16 protein-coding genes, 1 tRNA gene and 1 pseudogene are annotated in these 17879 nt (G+C 69.4%); 7 read left to right on the forward strand and 11 right to left on the reverse strand.

The window, feature by feature from the left end; translation table 11 throughout:
* Nucleotides 1–113 precede the first annotated feature (113 nt).
* Both M8J73_RS10490 and M8J73_RS10495 read left to right on the forward strand, forming a co-directional pair.
* Complete coding sequence (locus M8J73_RS10490; RefSeq protein ID WP_157873071.1) at nt 114–614, forward strand: hypothetical protein; 501 nt, start codon at nt 114–116, stop codon at nt 612–614.
* A gap of 63 nt (nt 615–677) precedes the next feature.
* Nucleotides 678–1189, forward strand: a pseudogene (locus tag M8J73_RS10495) (hypothetical protein).
* Between the two features lie 127 nt (nt 1190–1316).
* Here M8J73_RS10495 and M8J73_RS10500 read toward each other — a convergent pair.
* Nucleotides 1317–1760 carry a GNAT family N-acetyltransferase gene (locus M8J73_RS10500; protein WP_055537607.1) on the reverse strand — a complete coding sequence of 148 codons (444 nt, stop codon included), beginning with the start codon at nt 1758–1760 and terminating at the stop codon, nt 1317–1319.
* A gap of 262 nt (nt 1761–2022) precedes the next feature.
* Here M8J73_RS10500 and M8J73_RS10505 point away from each other — a divergent pair, with 262 nt between their 5' ends.
* Nucleotides 2023–2874, forward strand: a complete 852-nt coding sequence (locus M8J73_RS10505; RefSeq protein WP_249828514.1) for a response regulator transcription factor — start codon at nt 2023–2025, stop codon at nt 2872–2874.
* Here the strand turns inward: M8J73_RS10505 and tamR are convergent.
* Nucleotides 2833–3330, reverse strand: a complete 498-nt coding sequence (tamR, locus tag M8J73_RS10510; protein ID WP_055712124.1) for a MarR family transcriptional regulator TamR — start codon at nt 3328–3330, stop codon at nt 2833–2835. The genes M8J73_RS10505 and tamR overlap by 42 nt on opposite strands.
* A gap of 138 nt (nt 3331–3468) precedes the next feature.
* Here tamR and M8J73_RS10515 point away from each other — a divergent pair, with 138 nt between their 5' ends.
* On the forward strand, nt 3469–4326 hold the full coding sequence (locus M8J73_RS10515; protein WP_249828515.1) for a trans-aconitate 2-methyltransferase: 858 nt from the start codon (nt 3469–3471) through the stop codon (nt 4324–4326).
* A gap of 54 nt (nt 4327–4380) precedes the next feature.
* Nucleotides 4381–5271 (forward strand): PaaX family transcriptional regulator, encoded by an 891-nt coding sequence (locus M8J73_RS10520; RefSeq protein WP_055539987.1) that lies wholly within the window; start codon nt 4381–4383, stop codon nt 5269–5271.
* A gap of 190 nt (nt 5272–5461) precedes the next feature.
* Here M8J73_RS10520 and M8J73_RS10525 read toward each other — a convergent pair whose 3' ends face one another.
* Together M8J73_RS10525 and M8J73_RS10530 are read right to left on the reverse strand one after the other, a co-directional pair.
* Nucleotides 5462–6139: a TetR/AcrR family transcriptional regulator gene (locus M8J73_RS10525; RefSeq protein ID WP_055539988.1), complete on the reverse strand. Its 678-nt coding sequence runs from the start codon at nt 6137–6139 to the stop codon at nt 5462–5464.
* Complete coding sequence (locus M8J73_RS10530) at nt 6136–7164, reverse strand: acyl-CoA desaturase (RefSeq protein WP_055539989.1); 1029 nt, start codon at nt 7162–7164, stop codon at nt 6136–6138. The genes M8J73_RS10525 and M8J73_RS10530 overlap by 4 nt, the downstream gene beginning before the upstream one ends.
* Nucleotides 7165–7570: 406 nt before the next feature.
* Here M8J73_RS10530 and ppc point away from each other — a divergent pair, with 406 nt between their 5' ends.
* The gene (gene ppc, locus M8J73_RS10535; protein WP_249828516.1) at nt 7571–10303 is read left to right on the forward strand and encodes a phosphoenolpyruvate carboxylase; all 2733 of its coding nucleotides are present in this window, start codon (nt 7571–7573) and stop codon (nt 10301–10303) included.
* Between the two features lie 85 nt (nt 10304–10388).
* On the opposite strand, the gene M8J73_RS10540 is transcribed toward ppc, so the two are convergent.
* The 7 genes from M8J73_RS10540 to M8J73_RS10570 all read right to left on the reverse strand — a co-directional run bounded on the left by M8J73_RS10540 (nt 10389) and on the right by M8J73_RS10570 (nt 16116).
* Nucleotides 10389–10913 carry a hypothetical protein gene (locus M8J73_RS10540; protein ID WP_240501583.1) on the reverse strand — a complete coding sequence of 175 codons (525 nt, stop codon included), beginning with the start codon at nt 10911–10913 and terminating at the stop codon, nt 10389–10391.
* Nucleotides 10914–11016: 103 nt separating this feature from the next.
* Entirely contained in the window at nt 11017–11619 is a 603-nt protein-coding gene (gene pth / locus M8J73_RS10545; RefSeq protein ID WP_055541139.1) for an aminoacyl-tRNA hydrolase, read from the reverse strand.
* 88 nt (nt 11620–11707) lie between these two features.
* A complete protein-coding gene (locus M8J73_RS10550; protein ID WP_055541138.1) occupies nt 11708–12301 on the reverse strand; it encodes a 50S ribosomal protein L25/general stress protein Ctc in 594 nt (197 codons plus the stop codon).
* A 194-nt stretch (nt 12302–12495) separates the two neighbouring features.
* The gene (locus M8J73_RS10555) at nt 12496–13470 is read right to left on the reverse strand and encodes a ribose-phosphate diphosphokinase (RefSeq protein WP_055522386.1); all 975 of its coding nucleotides are present in this window, start codon (nt 13468–13470) and stop codon (nt 12496–12498) included.
* Between the two features lie 106 nt (nt 13471–13576).
* Nucleotides 13577–15025 carry a bifunctional UDP-N-acetylglucosamine diphosphorylase/glucosamine-1-phosphate N-acetyltransferase GlmU gene (gene glmU, locus M8J73_RS10560; RefSeq protein ID WP_079055089.1) on the reverse strand — a complete coding sequence of 483 codons (1449 nt, stop codon included), beginning with the start codon at nt 15023–15025 and terminating at the stop codon, nt 13577–13579.
* 133 nt (nt 15026–15158) lie between these two features.
* A tRNA-Gln gene (locus tag M8J73_RS10565) sits at nt 15159–15232 on the reverse strand.
* An 11-nt stretch (nt 15233–15243) separates the two neighbouring features.
* Nucleotides 15244–16116, reverse strand: a complete 873-nt coding sequence (locus M8J73_RS10570; protein ID WP_055541136.1) for a hypothetical protein — start codon at nt 16114–16116, stop codon at nt 15244–15246.
* 168 nt (nt 16117–16284) lie between these two features.
* On the opposite strand from M8J73_RS10570, the gene M8J73_RS10575 reads away from it, so the two are divergent.
* Nucleotides 16285–17640, forward strand: coding sequence for a sensor histidine kinase (locus M8J73_RS10575; protein ID WP_249828517.1), 1356 nt, complete (start codon nt 16285–16287; stop codon nt 17638–17640).
* Nucleotides 17641–17879: the final 239 nt, after the last annotated feature.

The raw sequence follows: 17879 nt of genomic DNA on the forward strand, positions 1-17879 counted from the left end.
TCGCGGCCCTCGTGTTCGCTGCGGGCTGCTCCGGCGAGGAGCCCTCGCGTGAGGATGTTTCGGTTCAGCGCCAGTCGTGCGACAGGCTATTCGGACCCAAGGCCATGTCCTCCGTGCGGCAGATGATGGATGAAGCGGACATCCGTTACACGAACGTGGCCCGGAAGCTGGATCAGCTCACGCGTGAAATGGTGAAGGAGGTTGAACGCTGGGCTCCTTCTCAGGATCGATATCAGTTGGCTGAATATGATGTATGCAGCTTCAGGGCGAGCTCTGGAAGTTTCTCCTCGTCCGTGGAGTGGTCGATATCCAGCGTCAAGGAGGTGAAGTCCGATTCGAGTCGCTGGTACGCGGGCGGGGGCGATGTCCTCGTGGCGGAGAGAAGTCTCATGGGTGGCGACATCGGTCTGATCTTCCCCTGCCGCATCCAGGGAACTGAGGCCGGGCAGCAGGAGCGGATCCCGCTTCAGCTCAGGGTCGGGAAAGTGGATTCGCCGAAATTCTCAGAGGACTTCCACGAGGGCTTGGCGATTTCCCTGGCCAAGTCGATGCGAGACGAGTTGAAGTGCGTCAATCACCCCAAAATACCTGACGGCCTGACCGCCGCGCGGTGATGGGACCAGTTGGCCAAGCGCTTCTCGACGAGCGCCTCGGCCGGGCGGGGATAGGTTGATTCCATGGGCCTCTTCGACATGTTGACAGGAACCAAGCGCCCGCCGACGGTGTTGTGCAGCGCACCGCCGAGGGGGTCCGGGCGGCACTACTCGGTCTCAACTCTTCTGACGTCCCGTATGTCATCCACGACGGAGCCTGAGAGGGGGCCGACCTTGTGGCGGAGTGGCGCACGGAGGAGCCTGCCTGGCAGAACCTGTTCGTCCAATCTCAACTGATTCGTGCGGTGAGGGTTCGGATGCGTCTGGTCCCTGACGAGCACGAGGTGCGTGCCCTGGAAGAGCAGTGGGAGGTCTCCCGGGTGGGGGATCCGCCGCGGCTTGCGATCTCGGGGGAGTACACGCGTGGCCCAGACAGGCTTGTCTCCCGACAGTGGACGACCGAGCGGGGGAACGGTGGCCGTCTCGAAGTAACGGAGACCTTCCGCTTTGACGGTGCAGAGCTGCGGGACCCTCTGCGGAATGCCGTCCTTGAGGCGGGGTGGGTCTGGCGTGGGGTGATCTTCGGGAGGCTGTGACCGGTGGGCAGCAGGAGCTTCGGCACATGCGTCTCGATGACTGTCGGATCCTGTACTACCCGGTGGCGGCTTCCTCCTGATTCTGGTGACACACCTGAGGTGCGCCCTCTAGCGGTTGGGGCACCCCTCACCCCAACCGCTTCGTCAGCGTGTACTCCGTAACCCCCGGTGGATAGTCCGGGATCACGCACACCACCTCGTAGCCCTGCTTCTTGTAGAAGTCGGGGGCCTGGAAGTCCCAGGTTTCCAGGCGGGAGGCCTGGCAGGCGCGGTCGGTGTGGGCCGTGTGTTCGGCCTCCTTCAGGAGGCGGGAACCCAGGCCCGCGCCTCGGGTGTTCTCGTCGACCCACAGGTACGTCACGTGGAGCCAGGTCGCCCAGGTGTGGCCCACGAGGCCGCCCACCAGCGTGCCCGTGGTGTCGAGGGCCCAGATGTGCAGGGGCGTCTCCCGTTCGTCGGGGGTGCCGCGCAGCTCGCGCAGGACCGGTGAGGCCGCCGTGTTGGTGGCCCGCAGCCGGGAACGCAGCAATTGGGCTCGTTCTTTGTCGACTTCTGTCTCGATCCGAAACATGCGGCACACGATAAACGCGTTGGCCTACCAGTTCTGCAAATTACCTTCCGCTCCTGCCCCCCGGCCTTACCCTGATGAACAGCGCCGGTGGGGGCCGGTGCTGATCAGGGGGCGAGACAAGTCGGGTACGACGCCCGGAGTGGGGGTAGCGGTTCAGCACGGCGGCGGCCGTGCGGCTGCCGCCCCCCGTCCCAGGTGTACACCGGGGTACATTCCGGGCGCCGTACCCGCGCCGGTCGTCCCCCGACCAGTGGGGGTTTCAGTGGTTCGCATCCGAGTCCTGGTCGTCGACGACCACCGCATCTTCGCCGAGTCGCTCGCCGCGGCCCTCGCCGCCGAGCCCGATGTCGACGTGTCCGCGGCCGGCAGTGGCCCGGCCGCGCTGCGCTGCCTCGATCGCGCGGCGGCGGAAGGGCGCAAGTTCGACGTGCTGCTGGTCGACGCCGATCTGGGCGGGCACGGTCAGCCGCCTGCCCTTCGCTCCGGCCACCTCACCGCAGGGGCCGCGTACGGCTCCGGGGCGCCGACGGGGGCCGGTCGCGGACCTGTCGCCGTCTCCGGACCCGTGCCCGTGCAGGACACAGGCGAGGACGGCCTCGTCGACGGCCTGTCCCTCGTCGCCGGTGTGCGGACGGGGCAGCCGACCGTACGGACCGTCGTGCTCGCCGAGAAGGACGACCCGCGCCGGGCCGCGCTCGCCCTCCAGGCGGGGGCCTCCGGATGGGTTGCCAAGGACTGCTCGCTCTCGCGGCTGCTCACCGTCATCCGCGGAGTGCTGCGCGACGAGACGCATCTGCCACCCGCCCTCCTCACCGGCGTGCTCCGCGAACTGACCGCCGCCCGCAAGCACCGCACGGAGAGTGAGCGGCTCGTCGAGTCCCTCACGCCGCGTGAGCGGGAAGTGCTTCGGTGCATGGTGGCGGGCCTGGGGCGCAAAGCCGTCGCCGAGCGCCTGTTCCTGTCGCCCCACACCGTCCGCACCCATATGCAGAACGTCCTCGGCAAGCTGGGCGTCCACAGCACCCTCGCCGCCGTCGCGCTCGCCCGCCGGGCCGGCGTCGGACCCGTCGACCTAGCCGGGGATGTTGTCGAACGGGGCGGTCAACTGGCGTAGCAGCCCTGCCAGTTCACCCCGCTGGGCCCGTGACAGCTCGGCCAGGATCGCTCGTTCCTGGTCGAGGAGTCCGGCGAGCGCCTGGTCCGCCCGGTCCCGGCCCTCGTCCGTCAGCCGCACGAGCACCCCCCGACGGTCACTGGGGTCCGGCAACCGCTCGACCAGCCCCTTCTTCGCCAGGCGGTCGATGCGGTTCGTCATCGTGCCCGAGGTCACGAGCGTCTGCGTCAGTAGTTGACCGGGGGAGAGCTGGTACGGCGTACCCGCGCGCCGCAGCGCCGTCAGGACGTCGAACTCCCACGGCTCAAGCTGGTGCTCGGCGAACGCCAGCCTGCGCGCACGGTCCAGATGCCGGGCCAGTCTGCTCACCCGGCTGAGTACTTCAAGCGGCTCCACGTCGAGGTCGGGGCGCTCCCGGCGCCACGCTGCGACCAGCCGATCGACCTCGTCCTCCATGGCGATCAGTGTAGTGGTTGTGTCGATGTGAAGTCTCTTGCCGTCAAGAGGGTCGATATCAAGTTTCTTGACGTCGAGATGCTTTTCGTACGAGAGTTGGGTGTCCGGCTTTGAGGACTACGAGGAGGTAGCCCGACCATGCCCCCCACCAGCCCCACCAGCCAAGCCACCCGTACAGGTCCCACCGCCCCCACCTGGGACCCCCAGCAGTACCTGCGCCACGCCGGCCACCGTGCCCGCGCCTTCGTCGACCTGCTCGCCCACGTGCCCGAGCCGCCCGTCAGCGACCGCCCTCGCATCGCCGACCTCGGCTGCGGCCCCGGCAACGTCACGCGGCTGCTCGCCGACCGCTGGCCCGGCGCCCGCATCACCGGGTACGACAACTCGCCCGAGATGCTCGACAAGGCGCACGTCGACCACGAAGGTCCCACACCTGGCGGCGGACGCATCGACTTCGCCGCCGCCGACCTCCGCACCTGGGCGCCTGCTCAGCCGTACGACCTGATCGTCAGCAACGCGACCTTCCAATGGGTGCCCGGCCACCTCGACCGGTTCCCGGTGTGGGTGGACGCCCTCGTGCCGGGCGGCACCTTCGCCTTCCAGGTGCCCGGCAACTTCGACTCGCCCAGCCACCGCCTCATGCGGGAGCTCGCCCGGTCCGACCGGTGGCGGGACCGGCTCGGTGACGCCCTCCGCCACGACGACGCCGTCCACATGCCCGCCGCGTATCTGGCCACGCTCGCCGACCTCGGCTGCGAGGTCGACGCCTGGGAGACGACGTACGTCCACCTCCTCCAGGGCGAGGACGCCGTGCTCGACTGGGTCACGGGGACGGGGCTGCGGCCGATCCTCACGGAACTCGGCGACGACGCCGGCCCCTTCGTCGCCGAGTACCGCACCGCCCTCCGCGAGGCCTACCCGGCCACCCCCCACGGCACGGCCTTCCCCTTCCGCCGCATCTTCGTCGTCGCCCGGAAGCCGGGGGGTGAGGGGTAGGGCAGGGCCTGCCCCCACCCCAGCTCCGCCCCTGCTCTCCGTACCCTTACCGCTGTGGAGGACGAGACCCTGGACGTCGATGTCGTCGACGTGCCGCCGCCGCGGCCGCAGTCGCTCGTGCTGGCCTTCTTCGGCAACCACGTGCTGGACCGCGGCGAGGGCGATCTCGGGGTGTACTCGGGGAGCATCATCGACGTCCTCGGACGCGTCGGCACCGGCGAGCAGGCGGTCCGGTCGACGCTGACGCGGATGGTGAACCGGGGGTTGCTGCGCCGGCAGCGCGAAGGACGGAAGACGTTCTTCGGCCTCACGCCGCACGCGAGCGGCATCCTGCGCGACGGCGGACAGCGCATCTGGCGCGACGGCGCCGTCAACGAGGACTGGGACGGCACCTGGACCCTCCTCGGCTTCTCCCTCCCCGAGTCCTGGCAACGGCAACGCCACGATCTGCGCTCCCGGCTCACCTGGTCCGGGTTCGGGGCGCTCTACAGCGGCCTGTGGATCGCGCCGGGGCGCGTCGACGTACGGGGGATCGTCTCGGAGCTGGGGCTCGACGCCCATGTGAAGGTGTTCCACGCCCGCGCCGACGAGTTCACCGACATCGGGCTGATGATCCGCGAGAGCTGGGACCTGGAGGCCCTCGCCGCGCGGTACGCCGCGTTCGACAAACGCTGGACCACCGCGGACCTCGCCGCCGCCGACCCCGTCGCCATTCGGCTGCGGCTGGTCGCAGAGTGGCTGCGGATCATTCGGACCGACCCTCGGCTGCCCGTCCGGCACCTGCCGGAGGAATGGCCCGCGCGGCAGGCCCAGGAGACGTTCCGGCGCATCGCGGAACAGACGGAGCGGCCTGCCGGGCGGATGGCGGCGGAGATGCTGGAGACGACGCCGCTGCGCTCGGCCTCGATGGCGCCGCTGCGCTCGACCTCGACGGGAACGCCGTAGCCCATCCGCGGGAGCGCCGTAGCCCACCCGCGGGGGAGCCGTAGCCCACCCGCGGCCCGGTCGGCACGAGCCGCTGCCGTCGCCCAAGGGGGTGGGGTGTGCGGTCTCTCGCGGGTGCGGGTTCGTCGTGGCTTGTCGCGCAGTTCTCCGCGCCCCTCAGAGGCGCGCAGCCCCGGCCACGGAACGAGCCCTAGCTCTTGCGGTGGCCGATCAGGCGGGGCTTCTGTTCCAGGCCGTCCAGGCCGTGCCACGACAGGTTCACCAGGTGCGCGGCCACCTCCGCCTTCTTCGGGCGGCGGACGTCCAGCCACCACTGGCCGGTCAGGGCGACCATGCCGACCAGGGCCTGGGCGTACAGCGGGGCGAGCTTGGGGTCGAATCCGCGGCTCTTGAACTCGCGGCCCAGGATGTCCTCCACCTGGGTGGCGATGTCGGAGATCAGCGAGGCGAAGGAACCCGTCGACTGGGGGATCGGGGAGTCGCGGACCAGGATGCGGAAACCGTCCGTGTACTCCTCGATGTAGTCCAGGAGCGCGAAGGCCGCCTGCTCCAGCAGCTCCCGCGGATGGCCGGCGGTGAGGGAGCTGGTCACCATGTCCAGCAGGCGCCGCATCTCCCGGTCCACCACCACCGCGTACAGGCCCTCCTTGCCGCCGAAGTGCTCGTACACCACCGGCTTGGAGACCCCCGCCTTCGCGGCGATCTCCTCCACCGACGTGCCCTCGAAGCCCTTCGCGGCGAAGAGGGTGCGGCCGATCTCCAGCAGTTGCTGACGGCGTTCGGCGCCCGTCATCCGGGTGCGGCGAGCACGCCGCGGCTTCTCATTGCTCGGGGTGCTGCTGGAGTCGGTCGCCACGGCGTCAATCATGCCGCCTCGGCGGGCGCCTTCCGGTGCTCGGAGCCGTCCTCACCCTTGATACGCCTGGAATCGATACGTGAGCGTGACGGCCAGCGCACGTCATAGGCCCACCCCAGCTGTTCGAACCACCGGATCAGGCGGGCGGAGGAGTCCAGCTGGCCCCGTTCGACGCCGTGCCGGGCCGAGGTCGGGTCGGCGTGGTGCAGGTTGTGCCAGGACTCGCCGCAGGACAGGACCGCCAGCCACCACACGTTGCCCGAGCGGTCACGGGACTTGAACGGGCGCTTGCCGACCGCGTGGCAGATCGAGTTGATCGACCACGTCACGTGGTGCAGCAGCGCCACCCGGACGAGGGAGCCCCAGAAGAACGCCGTGAACGCGCCCCACCAGGACATGGTCACCAGACCGCCGATCAGCGCGGGCAGCGCGAGGGAGACCACCGTCCACAGGATGAACTGGCGTGAGATCGTCCGTAGCGCCTTGTCCTTGATCAGGTCCGGGGCGTACTTGTCCTGCGGGGTCTGCTCCTCGTCGAACATCCAGCCGATGTGGGCCCACCACAGGCCCTTCATCAGCGCCGGAACCGTCTCCCCGTAGCGCCACGGCGAGTGGGGGTCGCCCTCGGCGTCGGAGAACTTGTGATGCTTGCGGTGGTCGGCCACCCAGCGCACCAGCGGGCCCTCCACGGCCATCGACCCGGCGATCGCCAGCGCGATCTTCAGCGGGCGCTTGGCCTTGAACGAACCGTGGGTGAAGTGCCGGTGGAAACCGATCGTGATGCCGTGGCAGCCCAGGTAGTAGAAGAACACCAGCAGACCGAGGTCCAGCCAGCTCACCCCCCAGCCCCAGGCCAGCGGCACCGCCGCCAGCAGCGCCAGGAACGGCACCGTGATGAAGAGGAGCAGCGTGATCTGTTCGATCGACCGCTTCTGCTCGCCGCCCAGCGTCGCCGAGACAGTGGGGGCGCCGGGCTCGGAACCCGGGGAGTCGTTCGCCTTCGGGGCGTCATCGATCACATCGGAACTTGTGGTCATGGGGGCGTCCCCTAGGGGGTCGAGGGTGGAGAGAGGGGGGAGTGCCTGTCGACGACAGGCTGCGCGGGCCGCCTTACGGCATTCCCTACGGTTCCGTAACCTACGGCATCGTAAGTATGTCAGCGCGTCGCCCGGCGGCAAGAGCCCATCAGCCTCGCGTCCCGGCATCCAGCCCAAAACGGGGGCTTCCGACCTCCACATCTGGCACTCAGTGCCGTCAACCGGACACCTGGCGGCCTGCCCGTGACACCGGCCACCTATCCTGGTGTCGGTCGGACAGCGCGGTCCGCTCTGATTCCTGCCCGGAAGCCAAGCCCACCAAGCGGCGCCTGCACCTCCTCGAGTCGCTGGGCCGCCCTCCGGGTTCCCTCCCAGACGAGCTTCAACACTGCAAGGAGCCGCACCTGTGAGCAGTGCCGACGACCAGACCACGACGGTCAGCAGCGAGCTGCGCGCCGACATCCGGCGCCTGGGCGATCTGCTCGGCGAAGCCCTCGTACGCCAAGAGGGCCCCGAACTCCTGGAGCTGGTCGAGCGCGTCCGCCGCCTGACCCGCGAGGACGGCGAAGCCGCCGCCGCACTGCTGCGCGGCACGGAACTGGAGACCGCCGCCAAGCTCGTACGGGCGTTCTCCACCTACTTCCACCTGGCCAACGTCACCGAACAGGTCCACCGCGGCCGCGAACTGAGGGCACGCCGTGCCGCCGAGGGCGGCCTCCTCGCCCGGACGGCCGACCGCCTCAAGGACGCCGACCCCGAGCACCTGCGCGAAACGGTCCAGAACCTCAACGTCCGCCCCGTCTTCACCGCACACCCCACCGAAGCGGCCCGCCGGTCGGTCCTCAACAAGCTCCGGCGTATCGCCGCGCTCCTGGAGACCCCGGTCATCGAATCCGACCGCCGCCGCTACGACACCCGACTGGCCGAGAACATCGACCTCGTCTGGCAGACCGACGAGCTGCGCGTCGTCCGCCCCGAACCGGCCGACGAGGCCCGCAACGCCATCTACTACCTCGACGAGCTGCACGCGAACGCCGTCGGCGACGTCCTGGAGGACCTCACCGCGGAACTGGAACGCGTCGGCGTCCAGCTCCCCGACCACACCCGCCCCCTCACCTTCGGCACCTGGATCGGCGGCGACCGCGACGGCAACCCCAACGTCACCCCCCAGGTGACCTGGGACGTCCTCATCCTCCAGCACGAACACGGCATCAACGACGCCCTCGACCTCATCGACGAGCTGCGCGGCTTCCTCTCCAACTCCATCCGCTACACCGGCGCCACCGAGGAACTCCTCTCCTCCCTCCAGGCCGACCTAGAAGCCCTCCCCGAGATCAGCCCCCGCTACAAGCGCCTCAACGCGGAGGAGCCCTACCGGCTCAAGGCCACCTGCATCCGGCAGAAGCTGGAGAACACCAAGCAGCGCCTCGCCAAGGGCACCCCGCACGAGCCCGGCCGCGACTACCTCGGCACCAGTGAGCTCCTCAAGGACCTCACCCTCATCCAGACCTCGCTGCGCGAGCACCGCGGCGGCCTCTTCGCCGACGGCCGCATGAACCGCACCATCCGCACCCTCGCCGCGTTCGGCCTCCAGCTCGCCACCATGGACGTCCGCGAACACGCCGACGCCCACCACCACGCCCTCGGCCAGCTCTTCGACCGCCTCGGCGAGGAGTCCTGGCGCTACGAGGACATGCCCCGCGAGTACCGGCACAAGCTCCTCGCCAAGGAGCTCCGCTCCCGCCGCCCCCTCGCCCCCACCCCGGCACCCCTCGACGCCGACGGCGCCAAGACCCTCGGCGTGTTCGAGACCGTCAAGAAGGCCCTGGAGGTCTTCGGCCCCGAGGTCATCGAGTCGTACATCATCTCCATGTGCCAGGGCGCCGACGACGTCTTCGCCGCCACCGTCCTCGCCCGCGAGGCCGGCCTCATCGACCTCCACGCCGGCTGGGCGAAGATCGGCATCGTCCCCCTCCTGGAGACCACCGACGAGCTCAAGGCCGCCGACACCATCCTGGAGGACATGCTCGCCGACCCCTCCTACCGGCGGCTCGTCGCCCTGCGCGGCGACGTCCAGGAGGTCATGCTCGGCTACTCCGACTCCTCCAAGTTCGGCGGCATCACCACCAGCCAGTGGGAGATCCACCGCGCCCAGCGCCGCCTGCGCGACGTCGCCCACCGCTACGGCGTACGCCTGCGCCTCTTCCACGGCCGCGGCGGCACCGTCGGCCGCGGCGGCGGCCCCTCCCACGACGCGATCCTCGCCCAGCCCTGGGGCACCCTCGAGGGCGAGATCAAGGTCACCGAGCAGGGCGAGGTCATCTCCGACAAGTACCTCGTGCCGTCCCTGGCCAGGGAGAACCTGGAACTCACGGTCGCCGCGACCCTCCAGGCGTCCGCCCTGCACACCGCGCCCCGCCAGTCCGTCGAGGCCCTCGCCCGCTGGGACGCCGCCATGGACGTCGTCTCCGACGCCGCCCACGCCGCCTACCGCGCCCTCGTCGAGGACCCGGACCTGCCGACGTACTTCCTCGCGTCGACGCCGGTCGACCAGCTCGCCGACCTGCACCTGGGCTCCCGGCCCTCCCGCCGGCCCGGCTCCGGCGTCTCGCTCGACGGCCTGCGCGCCATCCCCTGGGTGTTCGGCTGGACCCAGTCACGGCAGATCGTCCCCGGCTGGTTCGGCGTCGGCTCCGGCCTCAAGGCGCTGCGCGAAGCCGGCCTCGACACCGTGCTGGAAGAGATGCACGAGCAGTGGCACTTCTTCCGCAACTTCCTCTCCAACGTCGAGATGACGCTGGCCAAGACCGACCTGCGGATCGCCCAGCACTACGTCGACACCCTCGTCCCCGACGAGCTCAAGCACGTCTTCGACACCATCAGGGCCGAACACGAGCTCACCGTCCGCGAGGTCCTACGCATCACCGGGGAGGACAAGCTGCTCGACGCCAACCCCGTCCTCCAGCAGACCTTCTCCATCCGCGACGCCTACCTCGACCCCATCTCCTACCTCCAGGTCGCCCTCCTCAAGCGGCAGCGCGACGCGGCCGCCGCCGGCGAGACCCCCGATCCGCTCCTCGCCCGAGCCCTCCTCCTCACCGTCAACGGAGTGGCGGCGGGCCTGCGCAACACCGGCTGAGCCCCCACCGGTCGGCCCCGAACACGACCGTGCCCCCGTGGTCGTACTACGACCACGGGGGCACGTCGTTCTCAGAGGGACGGCCTCACAGGGCCACCCACGCCGCCGTGATCAGCGCGAGCCCCGCACCGCCCAGCACCCACGCCGAGCGACGCATCCGCAACCCGCCCGCCACGACCACCGAGGACAGCAGCAGCGCGCCACCGAGCGGCACCCACGCGTGCAGCAGACCCGCCGGGCCCGTCCGCACCACATCACTGCTGCCCGGCTTCACGACGACCGAATACGTCTCCCCCGTCCGCACCGCCACCGAGTGCTCGATGCTCACCCGCTGCCGCGCCGTCGACCCCGCCGACACCGGCTCGTACGGCCCCCAGCAGACCGTCCCCTCACAGCGGGACACCGTCATCGTCCCCTGCTCGCGCCCCTTGCTCAGCATCACGTGCTGGGCGCAGCCCCAGGAACCCCACACCCCGGCGACAAGGATCACCAACGCGACGACACCCATCGCCGCGAGCCGCCCGTACCGCAACGCGCTCGACGCACCACCCTTGCGCGGCAACGCACGGGCGTGCCGCGAACGAGGAACGGAGGCATGGCTGGCGGGCATGGCCGGGATCATTGGCCATGGCACCGCGGTCGGTCAACTCCCGCAGGCCAAACCGGACGAGGATGCGATCACGACTTGTCCGGATCCCTCCCGAGCTCACCTCTCAGGAGTTGTACGTCCCCTGTGCCCGCTCCAGCCCGTCGATCACCAGACACTCCACCGCGTCCGCCGCCCGGTCCACGAAGTAGTCCAACTCCTTGCGCTCCGCCGACGCGAAGTCCTTCAGCACGAAGTCCGCGACCGGCATCCGACCCGGCGGCCGCCCGATCCCGAACCGCGCCCGGTGATAGTCCGACCCCATCGCCTTCGTCATCGACTTCAACCCGTTGTGACCGTTGTCACCACCGCCCAGCTTCAGCCGCAGCGTCCCGTAGTCGATGTCCAGCTCGTCATGGACGGCCACGATGTTGCCCACCGGCACCTTGTAGAAGTCCCGCAGCGCGTTCACCGGACCACCGGACAGATTCATGAACGACATCGGCTTCACCAGGACCACCCGCCGGCTCATCGGCCCCGGCGGCCCGATCCGCCCCTCCACGACCTGCGCCTGAGCCTTCCCGGCCCGCTTGAACCTCCCCCCGATCCGCTCGGCCAGCAGATCCACCACCATGAACCCGACATTGTGCCGATTCATGGCGTACTCGGGCCCGGGATTCCCCAACCCGGCGATCAACCAGGGGGCAGCGGGATCGGTCGTCACGTCCATGTCTCCATTCCTACGCGAACCAGCCGCCGCTCCCGCAAGGGAAACGGCGGCTGGATCAAGAATCGCAGTACCGCTGTCGCAGTACGGCTCAGGCCTCGGCGACCTCTTCGCCCTCGGCGCCCTCCTCCGAGGGCTCCTCCGCCTGCGCGGCCAGAACCTGGAGGACCACCGCGTCCTCCTCGACCGCCAGGGAGACACCCTTCGGCAGCGCGATGTCCTTCGCCAGGACGGACGCACCCGCCTCAAGACCCTCGACCGAGACGCTGACCGACTCGGGGATGTGCGTGGCCTCGGCCTCGACCGGCAGCGCGTTCAGGACGTGCTCCAGCAGGTTGCCACCCGGCGCCAGCTCACCCTCGGTGTGCACGGGGATCTCGACGTTGACCTTCTCGCCCTTCTTCACGAGCAGCAGGTCGACGTGCTCCAGGAAACCCTTGATCGGGTCACGCTGCACCGACTTCGGGATCGCCAGCTCGGAGGTCTTGCCGTCGATGTCCAGCGAGATCAGGACGTTCGGCGTACGCAGCGCCAGCAGCAGGTCGTGGCCCGGCAGCGTCAGGTGCAGCGGGTCGGAACCGTGACCGTACAGAACACCGGGAACCTTGGCGTCACGACGGATACGACGGGCGGCACCCTTGCCGAACTCGGTACGCGTCGACGCGGTGAGCTTCACCTCGGACATGATCACTCCTCGTAGAGATAGCAACGGACGTGGTCACCCGGCCACGAACGGCCTGCTACGAAGAGCGCGTCGATAACGGACCGCCGAACCCGCGCACAGAACGCGGACGGCCTCCCTCGCCGAGCAACTTCAGCAGTCTACTCGGCAAGGGAGGCCGCACCCAAAACGATCTCTACGCGACCGCTCCGCGATCCCTACTGCTCGTCGAACAGGCTCGTCACCGAACCGTCCTCGAACACCTCACGCACCGCGTTCGCGATCGTCGGCGCGATCGACAGCACCGTGATCTTGTCCAACTCCAGCTCGCTCGGCGTCGGCAGCGAGTTGGTGAACACGAACTCACTGACCTTCGAGTTCTTCAACCGATCGGCGGCCGGACCCGACAGCACACCGTGCGTCGCCGTCACGATGACATCCTCCGCACCGTGCGCGAACAACGCGTCCGCCGCGGCACAGATCGTCCCACCCGTGTCGATCATGTCGTCCACGAGGACACAGATACGGCCCTTGACCTCACCCACGACCTCATGCACCGTGACCTGGTTCGCCACGTCCTTGTCACGCCGCTTGTGCACGATCGCCAGCGGCGCGCCCAGCCGGTCGCACCAACGGTCCGCCACCCGCACACGACCCGCGTCCGGGGACACCACCGTCAGCTTGCTCCGGTCCACCTTCGCGCCCACGTAGTCCGCCAGCAGCGGCAGCGCGAACAGATGGTCCACCGGACCGTCGAAGAAGCCCTGGATCTGGTCCGTGTGCAGATCGACCGCCAGGATCCGGTCCGCACCCGCCGTCTTCATCAGATCCGCGATCAGACGCGCCGAGATCGGTTCACGACCACGGTGCTTCTTGTCCTGCCGCGCGTAACCGTAGAACGGCACGATCACCGTGATGGAGCGGGCCGACGCACGCTTCAACGCGTCGATCATGATCAACTGCTCCATGATCCACTTGTTGATCGGAGCCGTGTGGCTCTGGATCAGAAAGCAGTCCGCGCCACGCGCCGACTCCTGATACCGCACATAGATCTCGCCATTGGCGAAGTCGAAGGCCTTCGTCGGGACGACCCCGACACCCAACTGCTGGGCGACCTCCTCGGCAAGCTCGGGGTGGGCGCGGCCGGAGAAGAACATCATCTTCTTCTCGCCGGTCGTCTTGATCCCGGTCACAGCACTGTCTCCTCAGAGGTGTCACAGCTGGGCATGGATGACCGCTCAGCTGGGGTGCGGGTGTGCACTTATCACGGTACGCCGTCCCCGACGCACCCGTTTCCGGTCAGCTTCCGCTTTCCGCCTCCCGAACAGCCGCCTCGGCCGCCTTCGCCGACGGACTCCCCGGACGCTTACGAGCCACCCAACCCTCGATATTCCGCTGCTGGCCACGGGCCACGGCCAGCGAACCGGGCGGCACATCCTTCGTGATCACGGACCCGGCAGCGGTGTACGCACCGTCCCCGACCGTGACAGGAGCCACAAACATGTTGTCCGAACCCGTCTTGCAGTGCGAGCCGACGGTCGTGTGATGCTTCTGCTCACCGTCGTAGTTCACAAAGACACTTGCCGCACCGATGTTCGAGTACTCGCCGATCGTCGCGTCGCCCACGTACGACAGATGCGGAACCTTCGTCCCCTCACCGATCGACGCGTTCTTCGTCTCGACGTACGTACCGATCTTCGCCTTCAGGCCCAGACGCGTCCCCGGACGCAGGTACGCGTACGGCCCCACCGTCGCCTGCGGACCCACCTCCGCGCCGTCCGCCACCGTGTTGTCCACCCGCGCGCCGGCCCCGACCACCGTGTCCTTCAACCGCGCGTTCGGCCCGACCTCCGCACCCTCACCGAGATGCGTGGCACCGAGCAGCTGAGTACCGGGGTGGACCAGCGCGTCCTGCTCGAAGGTCACCGTCACGTCGACCCACGTCGACGCCGGATCCACCACCGTCACACCCGCGAGCATCGCCTCGGTCAGCAGCCGGTCGTTGAGGATCCGCCGCGCCTCGGCGAGCTGCACACGGTTGTTGATCCCGGCGATCTCCCTGTGGTCCACCGCGACCGAGGCACCCACCCGGTGCCCGGCCTCCCGCAGGATCCCCAGCACGTCCGTCAGGTACTCCTCGCCCTGGCTGTTGTCCGTGCGCACCTTCCCCAGCGCGTCCGCGAGCAACTGACCGTCGAACGCGAACACACCCGAGTTGATCTCCCGGATCGCCCGCTGCGACTCCGTCGCGTCCTTGTGCTCCACGATCGCCGTCACGGCACCCGAGGCGCCGTCCCGCACGATGCGGCCGTAGCCCGTGGCGTCCGGGACCTCGGCCGTCAGCACGGTGACGGCGTTGCCGTCGGCCGCGTGGGTCTCGGCGAGGCGACGGAGCGTCGCGCCGGTCAGCAGCGGGGTGTCGCCGCAGACCACGACGACCGTGCCGTCGATGCCGCCGCCGAGCTCCTCGAGACCCATCCGTACGGCGTGCCCCGTGCCGTTCTGCTCCGCCTGGACCGCGGTGCGTACGCCCGGGTCGATCTCGGTCAGATGCGCGGCGACCTTCTCGCGGGCGTGCCCCACGACGACGACCAGGTTCTCCGGGTCCAACTCGCGCGCGGCGGCGAGGACGTGGCCGACCAGGGAGCGGCCACAGATGCTGTGCAGAACCTTGGGTGTGGCCGACTTCATACGGGTGCCCTCACCCGCTGCGAGGACGACGACGGCTGCCGGGCGGGTTGCGCTCACGGGGATGCCCTTCGGCTGTGGAGGAGTGGGGTGTGGACATCCGCAGGATACCGGGGGGCTGTGAGGGGGAAATGTGAGCGGGTCCTGACCCGTCTTGCTGGGGTCAGGACCCGAACTGAGGTCTTGTGTGCTGTGGCTCCCGGAGAAGGATTCGAACCCTCATTCAACGGACCAAAACCGTTTGTCCTGCCCTTAGACGATCCGGGATGGTTCAGTCGCTATGCCCGATTTCCTAGATCGGAAGCGACGCCAGCCCCTACTATGCCGTACCAGGCACCCTCCATGCGACGGTACAGGTCGGCGCTCCCCAGCACGTAGATGATCAGGCAGCCTCGATAGGCCTGAGAGGTGTTCTTCCGCGTCGTCCTCGGGTTGTGCTTCTTCAGGCTGGCCTTCTGGAACGCGGAGGGGGCTACGCCGACCAGCCCGGCCCAGAAGGCTTCGGCCTCCGTCACGTCGGCCGACTCGTGAATGCTCACCCGGAAGCGGAGCCGCTCGCGCTCCACGCCCAGTGTGGCGAGCCAGCGCAGGAAAAAGGCGATGACGTTCGGGTCGCTGTTGATGAAGTGCAGCCTCTCGCGACGGCAGTACGCCTTGTCCTTGGCGCCCTCCGCCCAGTAGAGGGCGACGCCCGCGAGGAAGACCTCTCGGGCGGACAGCTCGCCGACCGTGTGCATGGCGGCGGCTTTCGTCTGTCGACGTTCCTCCTCGCGGCGTTGCAGCCTGGCCTCCCAGCCTCTCCTGGCGATGGCCGAAGCCTCCTCGGCGCTGCGCCTGCGCTCGGGCTTGGGCAGGTCGCGCACCCACAGGGAGATCGAGCTCTTCGAGCAGCCCAGCTCCACCTGGATCCGGTCGTACGTCCAGCCCTGGGTGCGAAGCTCTCTGGCCTTGGCGCGCAGGTCGTCCTTGGCGCGTGGGCGCTTGGTCCACTCGGGAGAGGGCTCGCCCTCCAGGAGGCGGTTGAGGATGTCGTTGTTGTCGACGTGCAGGCGGTCGCGGATCTGTCGGCGGCTGAGGCCTGCCCGGCGCAAGGTGATCGCTTGCTCCCGCAGGGCTTCGAAGTCGGCGTAGTTGCCATGGGGATGTGCCATGGGCTCACCGTCTGGGTGGAATGAGGGGTTCCGGGGTCGAACGGTGTGCGATTCAGCAGTTCGAGGGATACCGGGTGGTTTCGCTTCTGTTCGATTGGGCGGTGTGGTGTAGGCCAGTACGAGAAACTCGCCGGAAAAGCGGGGGCGCTCGAACGTAGGCTTGGGGGTATGACCGCGACGGGGGAAGACCGCACCGGGGCCAGGATGGAGGGCCGCCCGGTCGGCCCGTGGTGGTGGGAGCGGTGGCGGGGGGCCGTGCTCGACGGCTCGCTGGCGTTCGTGTCGGCGGTCGAGTGCTCCGTGGAGGGTGTCGCCTTCGCCGGGGACGCGGGTCTGCCGGCGTCCGTGGGGGTCGTGTTCGGGGCGCTCGCCGGTTCCGTGCTGCTGGTGCGGCGGATGTGGCCCGTCGCCGTCGTGCTGGTCTTCATCGCCGTCGCGCCGGCCCAGATGGGGTATCTGATGGGGCTCGTCGGCCTCTACACCCTGGCCGCGTCCGAGGCGCCGAGACGGATCATCGGGGCACTGTCCGGGATGGCGTTCACCGGGGTGTTCATCGTGTGGTTCGTGCAGGCCACGCAGATCACCCGGGGTGAGGACGGCGGGGTGGGCGGGGACGCCGTGGTCGGCGGCGACGAGTGGTTCGCGCTGTTCCTGGCGCTGACGGTGGCGATCGGGCTGACGGCGCCGCCCGTGCTGCTGGGGCTGTACGTGGGGGCCCGGCGGCGGTTGATGGAGAGCCTGCGGGAGCGGGCGGACTCGCTGGAGCGGGAGCTTCAGCTGCTCGCGGAGCGGGCGGAGGAGCGGGCGGAGTGGGCCCGGGGCGAGGAGCGGACGCGGATCGCGCGGGAGATGCACGACGTGGTCGCGCACCGGGTGTCGTTGATGGTGGTGCACGCGGCGGCGTTGCAGGCGGTGGCGCGCAAGGACCCCGAGAAGGCTGTGAAGAACGCGGCGCTGGTGGGGGACATGGGGCGGCAGGCGTTGACCGAGCTGCGGGAGATGCTCGGGGTGCTGCGGTCGGGGGACGGGTTCTCGACGGTGCGGTCCGCCGAGCCGGCGTCGGTGCCGTTGGCGGCGGTGGGGGCGGCCGCGGCGGCCGCTGCTTCGCGGGCGGAGGACGAGGTGGGGGAGGGGCCCTGTCTCGCGGAGCTGGAGGTGCTGGTGGGGCAGTCGGCGGCCGCGGGGATGGTCGTGGAGCTGTCGGTGGAGGGGGAGGTGCGGGTGTATGCGGCCGAGGTGGAGCAGACGGCGTACCGGGTGGTGCAGGAGGCGTTGACGAACGTCCACAAGCATGCGGCGGGGGCGAAGACGCATGTGCGGCTGGCGCACCGCTCGGCGGAGATCGCGATGCAGGTGGAGAACGGGCCGCCGCCGGAGCCGGGGGCGGCGGGGGCCGCGCGCCTGCCCAGCGGCGGGAACGGGCTGCTCGGGATGAAGGAGCGGGTGGCCGCGCTGGGGGGCGTGTTCGTGTCGGGGCCGACCGACGCCGGGGGTTTCCGGGTGTCGGCGGTCATACCGGCGTAGCGCTCCGCGTGGCGCGCGGTGCGGGGATGGCCCGCGTCGCCCCTGCGGTACGACGGCTGCCCGCGGCTCGCCGCGCGAGGCCGACAGCTGCTACGGGTGCGGCGACGCGCGTGCGGGCGGCTACGGCTGCTGGTGTTCACGGCTGTCGCCACGGCTGAGCGGGCTTTCGGCCGCGTCCGGGCGTGCCTACGGCCATGTCTGCGCGTGCCTGGGGCTGCTCTTGCGTCTGCGTGCGTGCG

Source organism: Streptomyces neyagawaensis (assembly GCF_023516595.1).
Classification (GTDB): domain Bacteria; phylum Actinomycetota; class Actinomycetes; order Streptomycetales; family Streptomycetaceae; genus Streptomyces; species Streptomyces neyagawaensis.